The 19,856-nt window shown below is 72.3% G+C and carries 21 protein-coding genes; 8 read left to right on the forward strand and 13 right to left on the reverse strand.

All coding sequences use genetic code 11. The features are described from left to right. Positions 1-183: 183 nt before the first annotated feature. Together I4Q55_RS43085 and I4Q55_RS43090 are read right to left on the reverse strand one after the other, a co-directional pair. Positions 184-579, reverse strand: coding sequence for a hypothetical protein (locus I4Q55_RS43085; protein ID WP_206796448.1), 396 nt, complete (start codon positions 577-579; stop codon positions 184-186). A gap of 80 nt (positions 580-659) precedes the next feature. Then, positions 660-1,532, reverse strand: a complete 873-nt coding sequence (locus tag I4Q55_RS43090; RefSeq protein WP_206796449.1) for an alpha/beta fold hydrolase — start codon at positions 1,530-1,532, stop codon at positions 660-662. Between the two features lie 67 nt (positions 1,533-1,599). Here I4Q55_RS43090 and I4Q55_RS43095 point away from each other — a divergent pair, with 67 nt between their 5' ends. Beyond that, on the forward strand, positions 1,600-2,331 hold the full coding sequence (locus I4Q55_RS43095; RefSeq protein WP_206796450.1) for a TetR/AcrR family transcriptional regulator: 732 nt from the start codon (positions 1,600-1,602) through the stop codon (positions 2,329-2,331). A gap of 108 nt (positions 2,332-2,439) precedes the next feature. Here I4Q55_RS43095 and I4Q55_RS43100 read toward each other — a convergent pair whose 3' ends face one another. The 4 genes from I4Q55_RS43100 to I4Q55_RS43115 all read right to left on the reverse strand — a co-directional run bounded on the left by I4Q55_RS43100 (position 2,440) and on the right by I4Q55_RS43115 (position 7,005). Next, on the reverse strand, positions 2,440-3,105 hold the full coding sequence (locus I4Q55_RS43100; protein ID WP_206796451.1) for a TetR/AcrR family transcriptional regulator: 666 nt from the start codon (positions 3,103-3,105) through the stop codon (positions 2,440-2,442). Between the two features lie 80 nt (positions 3,106-3,185). Further along, on the reverse strand, positions 3,186-4,877 hold the full coding sequence (locus tag I4Q55_RS43105; RefSeq protein WP_206796452.1) for an NAD(P)/FAD-dependent oxidoreductase: 1,692 nt from the start codon (positions 4,875-4,877) through the stop codon (positions 3,186-3,188). Next, positions 4,874-5,617, reverse strand: a complete 744-nt coding sequence (locus tag I4Q55_RS43110) for a carbon-nitrogen hydrolase family protein (protein WP_206796453.1) — start codon at positions 5,615-5,617, stop codon at positions 4,874-4,876. The genes I4Q55_RS43105 and I4Q55_RS43110 overlap by 4 nt, the downstream gene beginning before the upstream one ends. Beyond that, on the reverse strand, positions 5,614-7,005 hold the full coding sequence (locus I4Q55_RS43115; protein WP_206796454.1) for an amino acid permease: 1,392 nt from the start codon (positions 7,003-7,005) through the stop codon (positions 5,614-5,616). The genes I4Q55_RS43110 and I4Q55_RS43115 overlap by 4 nt, the downstream gene beginning before the upstream one ends. A 238-nt stretch (positions 7,006-7,243) precedes the next feature. Here I4Q55_RS43115 and I4Q55_RS43120 point away from each other — a divergent pair, with 238 nt between their 5' ends. After that, positions 7,244-8,047 (forward strand): MarR family transcriptional regulator, encoded by an 804-nt coding sequence (locus I4Q55_RS43120; protein WP_374194540.1) that lies wholly within the window; start codon positions 7,244-7,246, stop codon positions 8,045-8,047. Positions 8,048-8,196: 149 nt separating this feature from the next. Here the strand turns inward: I4Q55_RS43120 and I4Q55_RS43125 are convergent, their stop codons facing one another. From I4Q55_RS43125 to I4Q55_RS43150, 6 genes are all read right to left on the reverse strand, one after another. Continuing rightward, entirely contained in the window at positions 8,197-9,495 is a 1,299-nt protein-coding gene (locus I4Q55_RS43125) for a HAMP domain-containing sensor histidine kinase (protein WP_206796457.1), read from the reverse strand. Between the two features lie 2 nt (positions 9,496-9,497). Continuing rightward, positions 9,498-10,208, reverse strand: coding sequence for a response regulator transcription factor (locus I4Q55_RS43130; protein ID WP_206796459.1), 711 nt, complete (start codon positions 10,206-10,208; stop codon positions 9,498-9,500). Between the two features lie 47 nt (positions 10,209-10,255). Further along, entirely contained in the window at positions 10,256-10,918 is a 663-nt protein-coding gene (locus I4Q55_RS43135; protein WP_206796460.1) for an IclR family transcriptional regulator, read from the reverse strand. A gap of 51 nt (positions 10,919-10,969) precedes the next feature. Continuing rightward, entirely contained in the window at positions 10,970-11,782 is an 813-nt protein-coding gene (locus I4Q55_RS43140) for a sugar phosphate isomerase/epimerase (protein WP_206796462.1), read from the reverse strand. Then, on the reverse strand, positions 11,782-12,915 hold the full coding sequence (locus tag I4Q55_RS43145) for a DUF993 family protein (protein ID WP_206796463.1): 1,134 nt from the start codon (positions 12,913-12,915) through the stop codon (positions 11,782-11,784). The genes I4Q55_RS43140 and I4Q55_RS43145 overlap by 1 nt, the downstream gene beginning before the upstream one ends. Positions 12,916-12,996: 81 nt before the next feature. Beyond that, positions 12,997-14,037 carry a LacI family DNA-binding transcriptional regulator gene (locus I4Q55_RS43150; RefSeq protein WP_206796464.1) on the reverse strand — a complete coding sequence of 347 codons (1,041 nt, stop codon included), beginning with the start codon at positions 14,035-14,037 and terminating at the stop codon, positions 12,997-12,999. 216 nt (positions 14,038-14,253) lie between these two features. On the opposite strand from I4Q55_RS43150, the gene I4Q55_RS43155 reads away from it, so the two are divergent. From I4Q55_RS43155 to lpdA, 4 genes are all read left to right on the forward strand, one after another. Beyond that, complete coding sequence (locus I4Q55_RS43155) at positions 14,254-14,658, forward strand: nitroreductase family deazaflavin-dependent oxidoreductase (protein ID WP_206796465.1); 405 nt, start codon at positions 14,254-14,256, stop codon at positions 14,656-14,658. 76 nt (positions 14,659-14,734) lie between these two features. Then, positions 14,735-15,499: a 1-acyl-sn-glycerol-3-phosphate acyltransferase gene (locus I4Q55_RS43160; protein ID WP_206796466.1), complete on the forward strand. Its 765-nt coding sequence runs from the start codon at positions 14,735-14,737 to the stop codon at positions 15,497-15,499. Positions 15,500-15,530: 31 nt separating this feature from the next. Continuing rightward, positions 15,531-16,394, forward strand: a complete 864-nt coding sequence (locus I4Q55_RS43165) for an alpha/beta fold hydrolase (RefSeq protein ID WP_206796467.1) — start codon at positions 15,531-15,533, stop codon at positions 16,392-16,394. Between the two features lie 48 nt (positions 16,395-16,442). Continuing rightward, positions 16,443-17,834 carry a dihydrolipoyl dehydrogenase gene (gene lpdA, locus I4Q55_RS43170; protein ID WP_206796469.1) on the forward strand — a complete coding sequence of 464 codons (1,392 nt, stop codon included), beginning with the start codon at positions 16,443-16,445 and terminating at the stop codon, positions 17,832-17,834. Here lpdA and I4Q55_RS43175 read toward each other — a convergent pair. Beyond that, entirely contained in the window at positions 17,824-18,270 is a 447-nt protein-coding gene (locus I4Q55_RS43175; protein ID WP_206796471.1) for a GNAT family N-acetyltransferase, read from the reverse strand. The two genes, lpdA and I4Q55_RS43175, sit on opposite strands and share 11 nt — an antisense overlap. 23 nt (positions 18,271-18,293) lie before the next feature. Between I4Q55_RS43175 and I4Q55_RS43180 the strand changes: the two genes are divergently transcribed. Together I4Q55_RS43180 and I4Q55_RS43185 are read left to right on the forward strand one after the other, a co-directional pair. Beyond that, positions 18,294-18,866 carry a nucleotidyltransferase family protein gene (locus I4Q55_RS43180; RefSeq protein WP_206796472.1) on the forward strand — a complete coding sequence of 191 codons (573 nt, stop codon included), beginning with the start codon at positions 18,294-18,296 and terminating at the stop codon, positions 18,864-18,866. Between the two features lie 22 nt (positions 18,867-18,888). Continuing rightward, positions 18,889-19,785 carry an NADP-dependent oxidoreductase gene (locus I4Q55_RS43185; RefSeq protein WP_206796474.1) on the forward strand — a complete coding sequence of 299 codons (897 nt, stop codon included), beginning with the start codon at positions 18,889-18,891 and terminating at the stop codon, positions 19,783-19,785. Positions 19,786-19,856: the final 71 nt, after the last annotated feature.

The following is a 19,856-nucleotide window of genomic DNA, read 5'->3' on the forward strand; positions in this document are numbered from 1 at the left end:
GTGATGCCCGCCCAATCACGCGAGATCCCCCGCCAATCACGCGAGATGCCCACCCAATCACGCGAGATCCCCCGCCAATCACGCGAGATGCCCGCCCAATCACGCGAGTCACGCGCCCAGTCACGCGAGTCACGCCGCTGACCACGCCGGCCGGCCCTCCCGGTACGCGAGTCGACCCTCCAATCACGGGACCCGGAGCACCCGGCCGGCGAACTCGCGCACCCGGACGGTCGGTTGGCGTACCTGGAGGGTCGACACGCGTGATTGCGCAGTCGACACCGCGCGGGTGAGAAGTCCGGTGACCAGGGTCGAGGCGAGGACGAGCGCGGCGAGGGCGGCCGGCGCGTCGAACGTCAGCTCGCCGAGGCGACCGAGGACGAAGCCCGTGTCCAGTGCCCAGGCGACCACCGCGACCCCCGTCGCCGCCGCGAACGAACTTCGGCGGGCCGCGAACAGCACGACCGCGCCCAGGGTGACCAGCGCGTACCAGGGATGGCCCGTCGCCCCCGCCAGGTTCGCCACGATCACCGCGGCGACGGCGGCCACGCACCCGAACGGAAACCCGAAGTCCTCTTTCATCCGTCCAGTCCAGTCGCCGGGACGAAGACCGGCGTGGGCCAGGACACATTCCCTACACCCGGCGTCGTGATCTTTACGCTTTATTTACTTCGATCCGCCAAGTCCTTGATCGCGTCCGCGATCTCCGTCCACACCGCGCGCGGCAGGTTGTGCCCCATGCCCGGGAGCACGACCAGCTCCGCGTCCGGGATTGCCTCCGCCGTCGCCTTGCCGCCGCTCACGTTGATCAGCGGGTCCGCGTCGCCGTGAATCACCAGGGCCGGCAGCCGGACATCCCGGAGAAAAGCAGTGCGGTCGCCGGACGCCACCACCGCCGCCGCGTGGCGCAGCGTGCCCACCGGGTGGCGGGCGCGGTCGTAGTGCAACGCCGCCTTGGCCAGGAGGAACGCCTCGTCGTCCGGGTAGCCCGGGGAGCCGAGCCGCCGGTAGCCCTCGACGCTGTCGGCCAGCGCCTGCTCGCGGGTCGTCGCCGGCGGGCGGGTCAGCAGCGCCAGCGCCCACGGCTCGGCCTGCCCGACCGCCCGGTCGCCGGTGGTCGACATGATCGACGTGATCGACAGCAGCCGGTCCGGGTGGTCGATGGCCAGCTGCTGCACGATCATCCCGCCCATGGACGCCCCGACGACGTGCGCGCGGGAAATACCGAGCGCGTCGAACAGGCCGACGGCGTCGTCGGCCATGTCCGACAGCGTGTACGGCGCGCTCGACAGGTCGCCGGCGGCCAGCGCGGCCAGGTCCGGCGGCGGCAGGTGGTCGAGCCACGTCGAGAGCCCGACATCCCGGTTGTCGTAACGCACCACGAAAAACCCGTGGCCGGCGAGCAGCTCGCAGAAGCCGTCCTCCCAGGTGATCATCTGGGCGCCGAGGCCCATCACCAGGACCAGCGGCGGAGCGGCCGGATCGCCGAAGGTGTCGTACTCGAGCTCGAGACCGTTGGCCTGTGCGCGTGCCATACCCCGATCCTGCCGCACCCGCGCGAAGCTGGCACCGGGCCGGGCGGTGCCGTTACCGTTACGCCCCATGCCGACCTCATCCTCGGGCACGGGACAGCGGCCACGGTCACGGGCCGCGGCGGGACTGCCGGCGCTGACGGCCGACACCATCGTCAGCGCGGCGACCGCCCTCACCGCCCAGCGCGGCCTGGACAACTGGACGCTGCGGGAGCTCGCCCGCGCGGTCGAGGCCTACCCGGCGGTGATCTACCACCACGTCGGCGACCGGGACGCGGTGGTGAACGCCGTCGTCGACCGGGTGGTCGGGTTGCTCCAGCTGCCGGACGAGCGGCTGCCGTGGCAGGACTGGTTCACCGAGCTGCTGGCCGGCCTGCGCGCGGTGCTGCGGACGTACCCGGGCTGCGCGCGGCGGCTGGCGTTGTTCGGCCCGTCGGTCAAGGCGGCCACGCGCACCATCGACGCGGGCATCGGCGTGCTGCTGGCCGCCGGCTTCGGCCGCGAAAGCGTGCTGGCCTACAACCTGCTGCTGATGACCGCGTGCCAGTTCGTCGCGATGGAGGACGACCGCGACGGCGCGCTCGCGCTGCGGATCGACAACACCGAGGAGTACGCGGCCTACCGCGAGCGGCCCGACCTGCCCGGGATGGCCGAGCTGGGCGCGGCGATGCACGACCTGATGGGCGACCCGGAACTCGCCTCGGGCTATTACGCGCAGCTCTACGACTACGCCGTCCGGCGGTGTCTCGACGGGCTCGCGCATCGGCTGAGTGAACTTCGCGAATCGGACAGTGACGGTTGACAGCGACTTGACAGTGCTTCGGCGTACCGTGGGCGTGCGTCGGTGGTTCGCCCACTGACCCGGAGCCCCTGGCGCCCTCCTCCCCCTCGTGGCGCCGGGGGCTTCGGTCTACCCGGGGTCGCCCTGCCGCGGTGACGGCGGTCCGCCGCGCGGTGGCCGCGCCTGGATGGCCGGGAAGATCTCGCCGACCAGCGTCACCAGCGACTTCGACAGCAGCAGGTGCACCTGGTCGCGCGTCAGCGACCGGCGCACCAGCCACTCCCGGCCCGCCGACTTCACCATCCCGCCGAACGCGCGCACCAGCGCGTTCAGCTCCGGCCCGTGGTCGCTTTCCCGCGACAGCCCGACGGCCTCCAGCACGCGGTCGGCGGATTCGCGGTCGGCTTCCTCGAGGATGCGCTCCACCTCGAGGTCGCGGCCGATGCCCTCGGGCGCGATCGCGGCCAGCCACATCCGCTCCTGGCTGGTGACCATGTCGAGGAACCACTCGATGGCGACGTCGGCGCGCAGTTCGAGCGGCCCGTCGGGGAGGATCTCGACGGCCAGCCGCGGCACGGTCAGTGCGCGGCGGATGATTTCCAGGTACAGCTCGCGTTTGGTGCCGAAGTAGTGGTTGATCAGCCCCCGCGCGACGCCGGCCGCCGCGGCGATGTCCGAAGTGGACACTGCGGAATACGGGCGCTCACCGAAGAGCCGCGCCGCACAGGTGTAGATCTGTTCCTTCCGTTCGTCCGGTTCCAGTCTTCGCCATCTCGGCGCCGGCTCGGTGTTCATCCGCCCATCGTCGCACGGGCCGTTGCGCCGGGCAGGGTAGTCAGCACGATGTCGGATGCGCCCCCACGATCGGGGCACGGTCAGTCCGGCAGCGTGATCGGCGCGAGGTCCGCGAAGCCGTCACCCGGGCCCGGATTCGCCGGATCGGTGGAACCGCCGAAGTGGTGCAGCACGCCCCACACGGCGTTCAGCGCGGTCTGGACCGCGCCCTCGGCCCAGCCCGCCGTCCACGAAATGTCGTCGCCCGCCAGGAACAGGCCCCGGTACTCCCGGGGCAGCTCGTCCTGCACGAAGTGCGTGAACAGCCGCTGCTGGTAGCGGTAGTGGCCGGGCAGGTTCGCCTTGAACGCGCCCATGAAGTGCGGTTCGGCCTCCCACGACACGGTCACCGGGTCGCCGATGATGTGCCGCCGGACGTCGACACCGGGGTAGATCTCGCGCAGCGACTGCAGCATCACCTCGACGCGCTCGTTCACCGAGAGCGGCAGCCACTTCAGCGAGTCGTCGGCCCACGTGTAGGACAGGCAGATCACCGCGGGCTTGGCCGGGTCGTCGCCGAGCAGGTACGTGCCGCGGGGCATCCGGTCGGTGAGCGTCATGCTCAGCGCGTCGCGGCCGGTCACCGGATCGCGGTCCAGCCAGAACGGGCGGTCGATCGGCACGAACACCTTCGACGACGCCATGTAGTGCGTGCGCTCGATCGCCGTCCAGTGGTCGATCGGGAACAGCGCTTCGTCGCACTCGATGTTCGACAGCAGCATCCAGCTCTGCGCGGTGAACACCGCCGCCGGGAACGTCCGGATGTGGCCGCGCGCGTCCGTCACGGTGATGTTGCCGGGTGCCGTCCGGTGCAGGCGCGCGACGCCGGGCTGCGGCCGGCCGCCGTGCAGCGTGCTCAGGCTCGTGCCGGCCGGCCAGAAAGCGGTGTCTGCCGGGGTGTGCTCCCACAGCCGCAGCGGGAGCTGCCTGCTGCCGCCGACGATGCTGCGGTGCTCGTCGTCGGCTCCGGTGTAGACGACGCGCAGGATCTCCAGGATGGAGTTGGGGAAGTCGGTGTCCCAGCCGCCGGTGCCGAAGCCGACCTGGCCGAAGATCTCGCGGTGGCGGAAGGAGGCGAAGGCGGGGGAGTCGCAGAGGAAGCCGTAGAACGTCTGGTTGTCCAGCCGCGGGACCAGGTCGTTCCACAGCCGCTTGATCGTCTTCGCGTCGCGGTCGCGGATCGCCGTCTGCATCTCGGCGAAACAGGCGTGCTCGGCCAGCGTCCGGTCCCAGGCCGCGGCGACTTCGCGGAAGACGGCGGGCAGGTCTTCGGGCGTGCGCGCGTAGTGGCTCTGTCCCTTGAGGTCGACGACCGTGCTCGGCGTCCCCGGGGCGAGGGGGTTCGGGAACGGCGTCGTCTCCAGGCCGACCTTGTCGATGTAGTGGAACAGCGCGGTCGACGCGGGCGGGAAGCGCATCGCGCCCATCTCGGCGACGACGTCGTCCGGGCAGCCGGGGAACCGCACGGTGCGCAGCCGGCCGCCGATCTCGGCGATTTCGTACACCACCGGCCGCAGGCCCAGCTTCATCAGCTCGTACGCGGTGACGATGCCGGAGAGGCCGCCGCCGATCACGGCGACCTCGGTGCCGTGCCGCTCGGCGGGCACCGAGCCCAGGCCGGCCGGGTGGGCGAGGTAGTCGTCGTAGGCGAACGGGAAGTCGGGGCCGAACATCGTGATCGGCCGGCCGGCCGGTTCGTCGTGGTGGAGCGCGGTCGGAACGGCGGAGGTCATGCGGTGGTTCCTCGGTACAGATCGGGCCGTCGGTCGGCCAGGTGGGTGTTCTCCAGGCGGGACGCGGTCAGCGCCGCCCGCGTGACGTCGGCGGTGATCACCCCGGGCCCGGCACCGGCGCGGGCCAGTACCTCGCCGGTCGGGGCCACGACGCAGGACCGCCCGCAGTAGGTCAGGTCCCGCTCGGTGTCGCAGCGGTTCGCGTAGGCGACGAACAGCTGGCTTTCGTAGGCCCGCGCGGGCACGAGCGTGTCGGCGACCAGCTCGTACGGGCTCATCAGCGCGGTCGGCACGACCAGCAGTTCGGTGCCGGCGAGCGCGTGCGCGCGGACCAGCTCGGGGAACTCGACGTCGTAGCAGATGAGCAGCCCGATCCGGACGCCGCCGAGGTCGGCCTGCACCACGGCTTCGTCGCCGGGGGTGAACCAGGCTTTGTCGAGGTCGCCGAAGAGGTGCGTCTTGCGGTAGTTGGCGAGCCGGTTGCCGGTCGCGTCGACGAGCTGGACGCTGTTGTAGACGTGCTCGCCGTCGGTTTCCGGGTAGCCGTACACCAGCGCGGTGCCGGTTTCGACGGCCAGCGCGGACATCCGGGCCGCGGTGGGGCCGTCGGCGGGTTCGGCGAGTTCGTGCGTGCGCGCGCCGATGTGGTAGCCGGTGGTGATCATCTCCGCCGTGACGACGAGGTCGGCGTCGATCCGGGGCAGGTCGGCGAGCGGTCCCTGGTGGATGGCGACCCTCATGCCAGCCTCGACTTCCGGATCCCGTAGCCGAAGTAGATCAGCAGGCCGACCACCATCCAGGCGCCGAAGACCAGCCACGTGGCGCCGTCGAGGCTGAGCATCATGTACGCGCAGCAGAGCACGCCCAGGATCGGCGTGACCGGCGAGAACGGGACGCGGAACGTCCGCGGCCGGTCGGGCTGGCTGCGGCGCAGGACCAGCACGGCGACGTTGACCAGCCCGAACGCGAACAGCGTCCCGATGCTGGTGGCGTCGGCGAGCTTCCCGAGCGGGATGAAGGCGGCCAGGACCGCGACGAAGGCCGAGACCACGAGGGTGTTGATCCGCGGCGAGCCGGTCTTGGCGTCCACTTTGGACAGCGCGGCCGGGACGAGGCCGTCGCGCGACATCGCGAACAGGATGCGCGTCTGTCCGTAGAGGACGGTCAGCACGACACTGGAGATCGCCACGATCGCGCCCACGGCCAGCAGCCCGGCCCAGAACGGGTTGTCCGAGACGACGTCGAGCACGTGCGAGAGCGCCGCTTCCTGGCCGTCGAACTTCTGCCACGGCAGCGCGCCGACCGCGGCCACGGCGACCAGGCAGTACAGCACGGTGACGATGCCGAGCGAGAGCAGGATCGCCCGCGGCAGGTCACGTTGCGGGTTCTTCGCCTCCTCGCCGGCGGTCGAGGCCGCGTCGAAACCGATGTAGGAGAAGAACAGCTTGGCCCCGCCCGCGCTCAGCCCGGCCAGCCCGAGTGGCAGGAACGGCGTGAAGTTCTTCGCCTGCACCGCGCTGAACGCGATGGCGCAGAACAGCACCAGCGTGCCGATCTTGATGACGACCATGACCGCGTTGGCCCGCGCGCTCTCCTTCGCCCCGGACAGCAGCAGGACCATGGCGAGGACCACGACGAGGATGGCGGGCACGTTGACGACGCCGCCCGAGCCGGGTGGCCGGCTCAGCGCGTCCGGGATGGCGAAGCCGAAGGCCAGCCGCAGCAGTTCGTTGAGGTACTGGCCCCAGCCGACGGCGACGGAGGCGACCGAGACGCCGTATTCGAGCACCAGGCACCACCCGCAGACCCAGGCGACGAGCTCGCCGAGCGTGGCGTAGGTGTAGGAATAGGACGAGCCGGACAGCGGGATCATCCCGGCCAGTTCGGCGTAGGACAGTGCCGAGAACAACGCCGTGACGCCGGCGAGCACGAACGAGAGCACCACGGCCGGGCCGGCCACCGGGACGGCTTCGCCGAGCACGACGAAGATGCCGCTGCCGAGCGTCGCGCCGATACTGAGCATGGTGAGCTGCCCGAGGCCGAGCGACCGCTTCAACGTGCCATGATCACCTTCGGCGACCAGGTCGGCGACCGGTTTCCGCCGCACCGCCGCGGCTCGCAAAGTCATGCCGACGACGGTAACGGTCGTTTCCGGAGCGCAAAACACGAGGACGTTGCGCGTACAGATGAATCACAGGTGATTCATTGCACAGGACCGTCGGATCCTGGCGATTCGTTCCGCAGTGGATTTTGCTTCGCCCGGGGTTGTCGGATCCGGGCTGAGCTGTTCGTGGAGTGGGTGAGCGGCCGCCACGAGGGCGCCGCCGGAACCCCAGGGGATGCCGATGACGCACGTCGCCCGCCGCATGTACGACCTGGTCGAGCCGATCGGCCTGGTGCCCTACTACGCCGACGAGTCGGACGAGGCGCTGCTGGCGCTGGGCCTGCGCAACGTGTGGGACGCCTACTTCGCCGGCCGGGCCGCGCCCTTCGGCCGTTCGGTCCCGGCGGAGGTCGTCCACGCGATCTTCTACAACTTCGCCCCGGGCGAGGTGGCCCGCCACATCCCCCGCGTCTGGGAGCTGACGACGCCCGAAGCGGCGCTGGCCGCCCGTGAGCGGGGCTGCGTCGCGGGCATGCGCCGGATCCTCGGCGACCTGGCCGGCGACCCGGCGATCGCCCGAGCCGGCGACCTCCTGCTGAAGGCGGCGACGAGCGCCCCGGTGACGGGCCGTCCGCTCTACGCGGCCCTGCGCGCGCTCCCGGTGCCGCGGGAGCCGGTGGCCCGGCTGTGGCACGCGGCGACCCTGCTGCGCGAGCACCGCGGCGACGGCCACACCGCCGCGTTGCTGACCGAGGGCATCGGCGGGACGGAGGCCCACGTGCTGCACGCCCTGTCCGTCGACCTGCCCGCGGAGAAGTTCGGCCGGGTCTGGCACCTCCCGGCCGCGCAGCTGGACGCGGTCATCGACGGCATGCGCGCCCGCGGCCTGGTCGGCCCGGACGGCTGGCTCACGCCCGACGGCCGAGCCGCGAAGGAGCGCGTCGAGGCCCTGACCGACCGCCTCGCCGAGCCGCCGTACTCCGCCCTGACCCCCACCGAGCTGGATCACCTCATCGCCGACCTCACCCCGATCTCGGCCGCCTTCCGCACGACCTTCCCGATGTAGCCGCCACCCGTGATCCGAAAGGCATCAAGCGTGATCAGCGGGGCATCACGCGTGATCCGGGAGGCATCACGCCGATGCCCCGCCAGTCACGCGTGATGCCCGCCCAATCACGCGAGATGCCCCTCCAGTCACGGGTGATGCCCCGCGGATCACGCTGGGGTGGTGGGGTCGGCGGCCGGGAGGAGGAGGGTGAACGTCGGTGGGTGGGGGCGGCTGAGCCGGAGGCGGCCGCCTTCGGCCTCGGCGAGACTGCGGGCCAGGCGCAGGCCGATGCCGTGGCCGCTGGGCGTCGTCGCGAACGGGTCCGTCTCGCCGAGGTCCGGGCCTTCGTCGGCGACGTCGATGGCGAGCGCGTCGCCGGCGTCGCGGGCCAGGACCGTGACCGTGCCGCGGCCGTGCGTCGCCGCGTTGTCCAGCAGCACGCCGAGCACCTGCCGGACCGCCGCGGCCGCCACGCGCGCCGGAGGCGGTTCCTCCCGGAGGATCCGCACCGTCCGCCCCTGCGGCCCGAGCAGCGCCTCGCCGGACTGCCGGACCTCGTCGAGGAGCGCGTCCAGGTCCAGCTCGGCCCGGGGCGCCCGGCGTTCGCGGCCGAGCGCCAGGAGATCCTCGATGGTGCGTTCCAGCCGGTCGGCCGACGCGATGCCGGCGCGGATGGCCGCGTACGGGTCCGCCGCCGGTGTCTCCAGCGCGGCTTCGAGCTGCAGGCGCAGCCCGGTCAGCGGCGTGCGCAACTGGTGGGACGCCTCCGCGGAGAACGCCCGCTCGCGCTCCAGGGTCTCGCCGATCCGGGCCGCCGTGGCGTCCAGCGTCTCGCCGACCTGGTCGATCTCGGGGATGCCCGGGCGGGGCGACCGGGCGGTGAAGTCGCCGTCGCCGAGCCGTTCGGCCGCGGCGGCCAGCTGTTCCAGCGGCCGGACCAGCCGCGTGGTGAACCGCCGGGCCAGCAGCCAGCTCACCCCGGTCGTCGCGACCGCGAGCCCGGCCATGCCGACCCAGGTCAGGATGATCCGCAGCTTCAGCTCGGCCAGCGGCTGCGCGGCGCGGACCACGCCGGTCACCCGGGGGCCGCTGACCACCGGCACCGCCAGCGCGATTTCGTCGCCTTCGCGGCCGATGACGACGTCCGTCGTGGCCTTGGCCGCCTCCAGCTCGACCGGGCCGCCGACGGCGGGCCCGTGCCCGGCGAGCAGCCGCCCGTCCGGGGCGTAGATCCCGACCTCGCCCGCGGTTTCGTCGTCCTCCTCGTCGAGCGGGGGCACCGTCGGCCGCCGCCCGGCGTTCAGATCTCCCGACACGGCGAGCGCGGCGGCGTCCGCGGCCCGCTCCAGGTCGCCCTTCGCGTCGTCGTGGTAGTACTGCCACACCGCGAAGCCCAGCGGCAGCGCGAACAACAGGGTCGCGACCAGGGCCGCCAGCACCGTCAGCGAGGTGATCTTGCGGCGCACGGCTACCCTTCGGCGGCGGTGCGGGCCGGGTCTTCCAGCCGGTAGCCGTGCCCGCGCAGGGTGGCGATCCGCGGCACCTCGTCGTCGGGTCCGGCGGCCGCGGTGAGCTTGCGGCGCACCGCCGCGATGTGCACGTCGAGCGTCTTCGTCGAGCCGTACCAGTGCGCGTCCCAGACCTCGGACATCAGCGTCTCGCGGCTGACCGCGACGCCGGGCTGCTCGGCGAGCCGGGCCAGCAGGTCGAACTCCTTGGCGCGCAGGACCACCTCGCGCCCGCCCAGGGTGGCGCGGCGGCCGGCGATGTCGACGGTCAGCCCGCCGATGGTCACCGGTGGCCGGGCCCCGGCCGGCCCGCCGCGCCGCAGGTGCGCCCGCACCCTGGCCAGCAGCTCGCCCAGCCGGATCGGCTTGGTGAGGTAGTCGTCGGCACCGGCGTCGAGGCCGACGACGACGTCCATTTCCTCCTGCCGTGCGGTGAGGATCACCAGCACCGCGGCGGGCAGCGCGGCCCGCAGCCGGCGGCAGACCTCGACGCCGTCGAGGTCGGGCAGGCCGAGGTCGAGCAGCACGAGGTCGAATTCGCCGGGTTCGGCGGCGCGCAGGGCCGCCCGCCCGTCGCGGGCCCAGCACACCTGGTGACCGTGCAGTCGCAGGGTCGATTCGAGCACGCTGCCGATCGCCGCGTCGTCTTCCACCACCAGCAGGTTCGGCATGCCGGGAAGCCTAACCAACATCCCGCCGCGCGCCGGGTGACTGTGGCCTATTCCGTCCGCGTGCCGAGTCCGATCTGCGATATCCGCAGTGAAGCGGCGGCGAGGGCTTCGGTGAACGCAGCGACTTCGCCGGGCCCGAACCGGCTGCTGGGCCCGGTGACGGCGAGGGCGGCGAGCAGCCGCCCGTCGCCGTCGTGCACCGGCGTCGCGACGCTGGACGCGCCGGCCTCCGGCTCGCCGTGGGCGACCGCGGCGCCCTCGGTGCCGTCGAGGACGCGCCCGGCGGCTCCGAACCCGAGCGGCAGCTCGTCGCCGACGCGGCCGACGTGCCGGATGGCCAGCGGGCCCTCCTGCTGGGCCACGCACACCAGCACGGAGGTGCTGCGCACGTAGAGGTTCACCGTCTCCCGGCACTCCCGCGCCAGGTCGCGCAGCACCTGCCGGACCGGCTCGGGCAGCCGCCAAGCCGTGTTCGCCAGCTGCGCCCACCGCAGCATCCCGGGCCCGACGGTGAACCGCCCGTCGGGCCGCGCCCAGAGCAGGCCGCGCTGTTCGCAGGTGCTGACCAGCCGCAGCACGGTCGTCTTCGCCAGGCCGCTGGCCGTGGTGAGGTCCTTGACCGCCCAGGTCGGGCGGTGTTCGGTGAAGAGGGCGAGCAGGTCGAACGCGCGGAGCACGCTCCGGACCGATCCGTCTTCGTCTGTCTTCATGAGCGACCCCCGTCCGCCTGATGGATCCAGCGTACCGCCAGGCGGACGGCTTCAGGCCACGTATCGCTCGAACGCCGTAACGGTCTCGGCGAGCACGTCCGCCCCGGGCCGGGCCCACAGGTCCGCGTTGAACACCTCGACCTCGATCGGCCCGGCATACCCCGCCGCCTCGACGGCCGCGCGCAGGTGGCGGTGGTCGATCGGGCCGTCGCCGGGCAGGGCGCGGCCCAGCAGCGGGTCCGGCAGCGGCACCAGGACGTCGCACACGTGGAACCCGGCGATCCGGCCGGCGGCCGCGGCGATCGACTCCTCGATCCGCGGGTCCCACCAGACGTGGAACTCGTCGACGATCACCCCGACCTGCTCGGCCGGATGTGCCACCGCGATCGCCAGCGCCTGGTCCACAGTGGACAGCACCGACCGCTCCGCGCACTGCATCGGGTGCAGCGGCTCCAGGCCGAGCCGGACCCCGCGCTCCCCGGCGTACGGCGCGAGCTCGCCGACCGCGTCGGCGACCCGCTGCCGGGACGCGGCCAGGTCGTTGCCCGCGATCCCGCCCACGACCAGCACGAGCACGTCGGCGCCGAGCGCGGCGGCTTCGTCGATCGCCTCGCGGGTCTGCGCCACACCGTCCACAGGGGACCCTTCCGGTGTCACGCCGGTGAAGAACCCACCGCGGCACAACGACGAAACCCGCACACCGTGCTCCTTGAGCAGCCGCGCGGCCTCGTCGACGCCGGTTTCGGCGACCTTGTCCCGCCACAGCCCGATCCAGCCGACGCCAGCCTCGGCGCAGCCGGCCACCGCCTCGGGCAGCGTCCAGGACTTCGTGGTGATCTGGTTGAGGCTCAGCCGGGGATCCATCACACGACCCCCGCGACCTGCAGCAGCGGCCGCATCCGGGCCTCGGCCAGGTCGGGGTCGGCCAGGACGCCGGCCTCGTCGGCGAGCCGCAGCAGCGTCGCCAGGTGGGTGATGGTGCGTGCGGACTCCTGCCCGGCGATCATCCGGAAGTGGTCCTGGTGGCCGTTGAGGTGCGCCAGGAACACGACACCCGTCTTGTAGTGCCGGGTCGGCGCGCGGAAGATCTCGCGGGACAGCGGCACGGTCGGGTCGAGCAGGGCACGGAACCCGGCCCGGTCGCCGTCGTCCAGGCAACGCAGCGCGGCCCCGGCGATCGGAGCGAGCGGGTCGAAGATGCCGAGCAGGGCTTCGCTGTGCCCTTCGGTGTCCCCGGCGATCAGCTCGGGGTAGTTGAAGTCGTCGCCGGTGTAGCAGGCGACGCCGTCCGGGAGCGCCCGCCGGAACTCGATCTCGACCTCGGCGTCGAGCACCGAGACCTTCACCCCGGCGATCGTGGCGGCGTGCTCGGTGCAGAGCGCCGCCAGCTCGCGGGCGGCGGCGCGGACGTCGGCGTGGCCCCAGTAGCCGGCCAGCGCCGGGTCGAACTGCTCGCCCAGCCAGTGCAGCAGGACCGGACCGCCCTCCTCGGACAGCAGCTTCCCGTACGCCGCGTGGTAGTCGTCCGGGCCCGTCGCCGCCGCGGCGAGCGCGCGGCTGGCCATGACGACCGGGACCGCGCCCGCGCCGGCGACCAGGGCGAGCTGCTCGCGCCAGGCGTCCACAATGGACGTGATGGTGGCCGGTCCGGGCGGCAGCTGGTCGGTGCCGACCCCGGCGCACCAGCGCCGCCCGGCCGCGGCCGCGCCGGTGCGGGTTACCAGGTCCTGTGTCGTCGCCCAGTCGAGGCCCATGCCGCGCTGCGCGGTGTCCATCGCCTCCGCGACGCCCAGCCCGCACGACCAGAGGTGCTCGCGGAACGCCAGTGTCGTGTCCCAGTCCACGGCGTAGGGCTCGTCGGCCAGCGCGTCCGCGACGACGTGCGCGGCGGCGTAGGCGATGCGCGCCGACGGTGGCGCCGGCGGGGGTGCGGGGGGCCGGGAACCGGACGGTGACCAGTTCAGCAGCTCGCCGCCGGGGGCCGGGAGCACGAGCATCGAGGACCTCCGGAAGGGGAAGAAAGCGCTTTCTCAACCCACGGTAGGGCCTGTGCCGCGCCCGCGGCAAGGCCCGGTGGGTCAGCGCTTGGGGCGGCCGGTGCTTTCGCGCAGGACGACCTCCCCGGACAGCCGGACCGTCCGCGGCCGGGCGCCCGCGGAGCCCTTGATCGCCAGGTCCATCGCGCGTTCGCCGAGTTCCTCCAGCGGCAGCCGCACCGTGGTCAGCGCCGGGGCCAGGTCGCGGACGACCGGGATGTCGTCGAACCCGGCCACCGAGATGTCGCCGGGCACGGACAGGCCTTCCTCGCGCAACGCCGTCAGCGCGCCGATCGCCATCACGTCGGTGACGGCGAACAGGCAGGTCGGCAGCTTGCGCTTGCGGCCGGCGATCAGCCGCTTCGTCGCCTCGTACCCGCCGTCGCGGCTGAACGCGGCCTCGACGACGTCGTCTTCGCGCAGCTCGATGCCGTGCGCGGCCAGCTCGCCGGAGAACCCGGCCAGCCGGTCGATCACGGTGCTCAGCCGCCGCGGCCCGGCCAGCACGGCGAACCGCTTGTGGCCGAGGCCGACCAGTTCCTTCGCCAGCGCCGCGGCGCCGCCCTTGTTGTCCGGCTGCACGGTGTCGATCTTGAGCCCGCGGTGCCTGCTGACCGCCGCGACCTGGCCGCCGCCGCGGCGGTAGGGCTCCAGCTCGGCGGCCATCGCGCGTTCCCACGCCCGGTCTTCGAACGCCGAGCCGATCAGCAGGATGGCCGCGGCCCGCTGGGCGCGCAGCGTCGAGACGTACGCGACTTCGCGGTCGGGGTCGCGGAACGTGCCGGCCAGCATGACGAGCAGCCCGTTGTCGGTCGCCACCCGCATCACCCCGCCCGCGATGGCCGCGAAGTACGGGTCGCTGACGTCGTGGCAGATCACGCCGACCGTGCGGTGGGTGCCGCCGGCGAGGGCCTGGGCGTGCGCGTTGGGGGCGTAGGCCAGCTCGGCCGCGGCGGCGGACACCCGCTCCCGCAGGTCGGCGCGGACGGAGGCGGTGCCGTTGAGCACCCGCGACGCCGTCGCGAGCGAGACGTTCGCGCTGCGTGCCACGTCTTCGAGTGTCACGTGCGGCCGGGCCTTCATGGCTGGCTCCTCCAAGATCGGTCTCGAGTGTCTCGGCGTGCTCGGTCGGTGCAATCTACTGGGCGGAGGGTGTGTCGCGAGAAGCCGCTGCTCGGGGGACCTCCCCCGAACGAGTGAAAACCGCCGGGAAGATCGCGTGCGGCAGGTGTGTTGCACACCAGGAGAACTCCCCAGTGGTGAGCCCGCCACTGCCGATCGACGCGAAAGGAACCACGCATGCTGTTCGGTGACGAGCACGTCCGCCGTTACGAGGAGACCGACGGCGAGGTCGGCCACGACTGGCAGGAAGGCGTCCCGACACTGGTCTTGACCACCAAGGGCCGCAAGACGGGCCAGGAGCGCAAGTTCGCGCTGATCTACCAGGAGGTCGACGGCAACGCGGTGATCGTGGCCTCCAAGGGCGGCGCGCCGAACCACCCCGGCTGGTACTTCAACCTGGTCGAGCACCCCGAGGTCGGCGTCCAGATCAAGGCGGACAAGTTCAAGGCCCGCGCGCGCACGACCTCCGGCGAGGAGCGCGCGAAGCTGTGGGACAAGCTCGCCGCCGTCTGGCCGGACTACAACGAATACGCCAAGAAGACCGACCGCGAAATCCCCGTCGTGGTGCTCGAGCGGCTCTGAAGTTTTGCTGTGATCTGCGCCGCGTTCGGCGCGGGCGCGGGCCGATCCGGGTGGTCGTGGGCTACGAATGACACTCATGACCGACCGCTGGACCGCGCTGGACCTCGAGGGTGAGCTGCTCACCCGACGCCAGATGATCGCCTACGGCCGGCGCTTCGCCCGCGCCGGCCGTGGCGCCTGGTACAGCGTCGCCATCGAGGTGGTCTGGCAGTTCCTCGTCCAGACCACCCGGTTCCGGGTGCGGGGCTCGCACCACATCCCGAAGTCCGGCGGTGTGCTGGTGGCGTCGAACCACCTGTCGTTCGCCGACCCGACGACGTTGACGGCGTTCTGCCTCGCCGCCGGCCGCGTGCCGCGCTACCTGGCGAAGGCGTCGCTCTGGAAGCTGCCGGTGGTCGGTCGCGTGATGCGCTCGGGACGGCACATCCCGGTCTACCGCGGCGCGGCGACGGCCGCGGAGGCCTACCGCGACCTGGTGGCGTCCGTGCGGGCCGGCGAGTGCGTCGCGATCTTCCCGGAAGGCACGTTCTCGAACGACCCGGACGGCTGGCCGATGCGCGGCAAGACCGGCGTGGTGCGGGCGGCGCTGGAGACCGGGGCGCCGGTGATCCCGGTGGCCAACTGGGGGACTCACCACCTGCTGCCGTCGACGGCGAAGTTCCCGCACGCGCTGCCGCGCAAGACGGTGGAGCTGGTCGCCGGGCCGCCGGTCGACCTGTCGGACCTCGCCGGCCGCGAGCTGACCCGCGCGGTGCTGGAGGAGGCGACGGCGCGGATCATGGCCGCGATCACCGAGCTGCTGGTGTCGATCCGCGGCGAGCGGCCGTCGGTGGCTGCCTGAGATTGTCGGTGGTGGGTGAGAACCTGCCGGCATGACGATTTCCGGGTTCTCCTACCAGCGGATCCCCGTCGGGCACGTGCGCCTCGGCGTCGCCCAGGGCGGCGCCGGGCCGCCGGTCGTGCTGCTGCACGGGTTTCCGCAGACCCACCTCGCCTGGCGGGAGGTGGCGGTGCGGCTCGCGCGCGACCACCGGGTGATCTGCCCCGACCTGCGTGGCTACGGCGGCAGCGACAAACCACCGGGCGACTATTCGAAGCGGCGGCTGGCGGCGGACGTCGTGGCGCTGGCCCGCGCGCTGGGCCATGACCGGTTCGCCCTGGCCGGCCACGACCGGGGCGCGCTGGTGGCGTTCCGGGCGGCGCTCGACCACCCGTCGGCGGTCAGTCACCTGGCGGTGCTGGATGTCATCCCGGCGGTCGACCTGTGGGAGTCGCTCACGGGAACGGCCGGGGTGTTCGCGTTCCACCTGTTCCTGCTGGCGCACCCGCCGCCGCTGCCGGAGCGGATGCTGGCGGCGGCGCCCGCGGAGTTCTTCGGGCACTTCCTGGCCGGCTGGGTGCGCGATCCGGCGGCGATCCCGCCGACGGTCCGCTCGGCATACCTGGCGGCGGCTTCGACGCCGGAGGCGATCGCGGCGGTCTGCGCGGACTACCGCGCGAGCGCCACGGTGGACGCGGAGCACGACGCGGCCGACCGCGCGGCGGGGCGCCGGCTGACGATGCCGGTGGCGGCGCTGTGGCAGCGGCCGGATGGTGAGCTGCCCTTCGACCCGGCGGCGGTATGGGGTTCGTGGGCGCCGGACCTGCGGACGCGCGTGCTCGACTGCGGGCACTTCCTGCCCGAGGAACGGCCGGGGGAGGTGGTCGAGGCGCTGCGCGAGCTGGTTGCGGCGTGAGGCCCGGGTCACCCCGCCGAGCCCTGCCCGGAAGGGTAGTTTCGAGGCATGAGTGCACAACACTTTGATGTCGTCGTGCTGGGGGCCGGGGTGGGCGGCTACGTCGCGGCGATCCGCGCGTCGCAGCTGGGGCTGAGCGCCGCCGTGGTCGAGGAGAAGTACTGGGGTGGCGTCTGCCTGAACGTCGGGTGCATCCCGTCGAAGGCGCTGCTGCGCAACGCCGAACTGGCGCACGTCGTCACGCAGGAGGCGAAGGCGTTCGGCATCTCCTCCGACAGCCCGATCCGCGTCGACTACACGGCCGCGTACGAGCGCAGCCGGAAGGTCGCCGACGGGCGCGTCAAGGGCGTGCACTTCCTCATGAAGAAGAACAAGATCACCGAGTTCGACGGGCACGGCACGTTCGTCGACGACCACACCCTGGAGGTCAACGGCGAGCGGATCACGTTCGGCCACTGCGTCATCGCGACCGGCGCGACCACGCGGCTGCTGCCCGGGACTTCGCGCAGCGAGCGCGTCGTCACGTACGAGGAGCAGATCCTCTCCAGCGAGCTGCCGTCGAGCATCGTGATCGCCGGCGCGGGCGCGATCGGCGTCGAGTTCGCCTACGTGCTGCACAACTACGGTGTCGACGTCACCATCGTCGAGTTCCTCGACCGGATGGTGCCGCTGGAGGACGCCGAGGTCTCGGCGGAGCTGGCGCGCCGGTACCGCAAGCTCGGCATCAAGGTGCTGACGTCGACCCGCGTCGAGTCGATCGACGACTCGGGCTCGTCCGTGCGCGTGACGGTGTCGTCGGAGAAGAACGGGCAGCAGGTCCTCGAAGCCGACAAGGTGCTGCAGGCGATCGGCTTCCAGCCGCGCGTCGAGGGCTACGGCCTGGAAAAGACGGGCGTGGCCCTGACCGAACGCGGCGCGATCGCCGTGGACGGCCGCGGCCGCACGAACGTCGACCACATCTTCGCGATCGGCGACGTCACGGCGAAGCTGATGCTGGCGCACGCGTCGGAGTCGATGGGCGTGGTCGCGGCGGAGACCATCGCGGGCGCCGAGACGATGGAGCTCGACTTCCCGATGATCCCGCGCGCGACGTACTGCCAGCCCCAGATCGCCAGCTTCGGCTGGACGGAGGCGCAGGCCCGCGAGAAGGGCTTCGACGTCCAGGTGGCGAAGTTCCCGTTCACGGCCAACGGCAAGGCCCACGGCCTGGGCGACGCGGCCGGCTTCGTGAAGCTGATCAGCGACGCGAAGCACGGCGAGCTGATCGGCGGGCACCTCATCGGCCCGGACGTGACGGAGCTGCTGCCGGAGCTCACGCTCGCTCAGCAGTGGGACCTGACGGTGCACGAGGTCGCCCGCAACGTCCACGCCCACCCGACGCTGGGCGAAGCGGTGAAGGAGGCCATCCACGGCCTCGCGGGTCACATGATCAACATGTAGGGACGTCGAAGCGGAGCTCCGGCCGGTCCCAGCGCACCTTCGGCGGTGCCGCCGGGATCGTGCCGGTGCGCCGCGCACCCATCCGGACGTAGAAGGCCAGCGCGGGCGGGTGCGAGACGACGCGCACGCTGTCCAGCCCGCGCTCCCGCGCCTCGGCGAGCATGTGCGCCACCAGCCGGGCGCCGATGCCGAGCCCCTGCGCGCGGTCGGCGACGAAGAGCAGGTCGAGCTCCGCTTCGAGGAGCGCGTAGAAGCCGAGGATCTCGCCATCCCGGGTGGCGACGAAGGTCGGGTTGGCCTCGACGTACCCGGGCGCGATCGCGTAACCGTCCAAGATGGACGCGTACTCGCCTTGGTAGGCCGAGGAAGCGTGCATCAGGGCGGTCAGGGTGCCGGCCTGACCCGGCGTGGCGCGGCGGATCTCGATCTGGCCCATGCCCGCCAGCCTACGATGAAGAGATGACGGACCTCGACCGGCTCCGCACCATCCTGACGCGCAACGAAATCCTCGTCGAGCTGCTCGGGCGGGCGCGGGGGTTCGGGCTGCCGAACTGGTACCTCACCGCCGGGTGCGTCGTGCAGACCGCGTGGAACGTGCTGACCGGCCGGGAAGCGGCGCACGGCATCGAGGACTACGACCTTTTCTACCACGACCCCGCGGACCTGAGCTGGGCGGCGGAAGACCGCGTCATCCGGTCGGTCGCCGCCTCGTGCGCCGACCTTCCGGTCATCGTCGAAGTGCGCAACGAGGCTCGTGTGCACCTTTGGTACGAAGCGAAGTTCGGCACGCCCTGTCCGCCCTTCGCGAACACCGAGGCGGCGATCGACGCCTTTCCCGCCGTCTGCTCGTGCGTCGGGGTGCGGGCCGGCAAGGACGGCTCGTGGCACTTCCACGCGCCGCACGGGCTCGACGATCTCTTCGCCATGATCGTCCGGCCGAACCCTGTCCTCGCGCCGCGCGAGGTGTTCGAGCGGAAGGTCGCGCGGTGGCTGGCCCGGTGGCCGGAACTGACCGTCTTGACTTCCAGTTAACTTGAAGTATCAAGCTGGGGCCATGAAAGCCGTAGCATTCACCGAATTCGGCGGGCCCGAAGTGCTCCGCGTCCTCGACCTACCGGAACCGCACGCCGGGCCGGGGGAGGTCCGGGTGCGGGTCAAGGCCGCCGGGGTGCAGCCGTACGACGCCGCCGTGCGGGCCGGGTGGGAACCGCCGAACCTGAAGCTCACCTGGCCGCGGGTGCCCGGGAACGAGTTCGCCGGCGTCGTCGACGAGGGCGAACTCGAGGCCGGGACCGAGGTTCTCGGCTTCACCGCCGTCCAGGCCGCCGCCGAGTACATCGTCGTCCCCGCCACCGATGTCACGCCGAAGCCGCCGGAAATGCCGTGGGAGGTGGCCGGCGGGTTCACCGCCGGGACGCAGACCGCGTCCATCGCGCTGGAAAACCTGAACCTGCGCGCCGGGGAGACGCTCCTCGTCCACGGCGCCGCCGGGTCGGTCGGCACCGCCGCCGTGCAGCTCGCGCGCCTGCGGGGCGCGCGGGTGGTCGGCACCGCGAGCGAGGCCAACCAGGACTACCTGCGCGAGCTGGGCGCGACCCCCGTCGTCTACGGCGAAGGCCTGAAAGGCCGCGTCGAGGCCGCCGCGCCGCAGGGGATCGACGTCGTGCTCGACGGGGCCGGCGGGGAGGCGCTCGACGTCTCGCTCGAACTGGTGAAGGAGCGGGACCGGATCCTCACTCTCGTCGACCACCACCGGGCCGCGGACCTCGGTGTTCTCCTCTCGAAGTCCGGGCGCTCGGCCGCGCGGCTCGCCGAGCTGGCCGCGCTCTACGCCAAGGGTGACTTGCGCTTCCTCGTGCGCCGGGCCTACCCGTACACCGAGGCCGTCGCCGCGCACCGGGAAATCGAAACCGGACACGGCCGCGGAAAAATAGTTCTCACGTTTCCCTGAAGACTCTGGCTGTTCCAGTATGTGGACTGAAGGGCGTTCCCGACTTTGGTCGCTGGAATCCGGGCCGGTCG

It is taken from the genome of Amycolatopsis sp. MtRt-6 (assembly GCF_017308975.1).
Lineage (GTDB): Bacteria > Actinomycetota > Actinomycetes > Mycobacteriales > Pseudonocardiaceae > Amycolatopsis.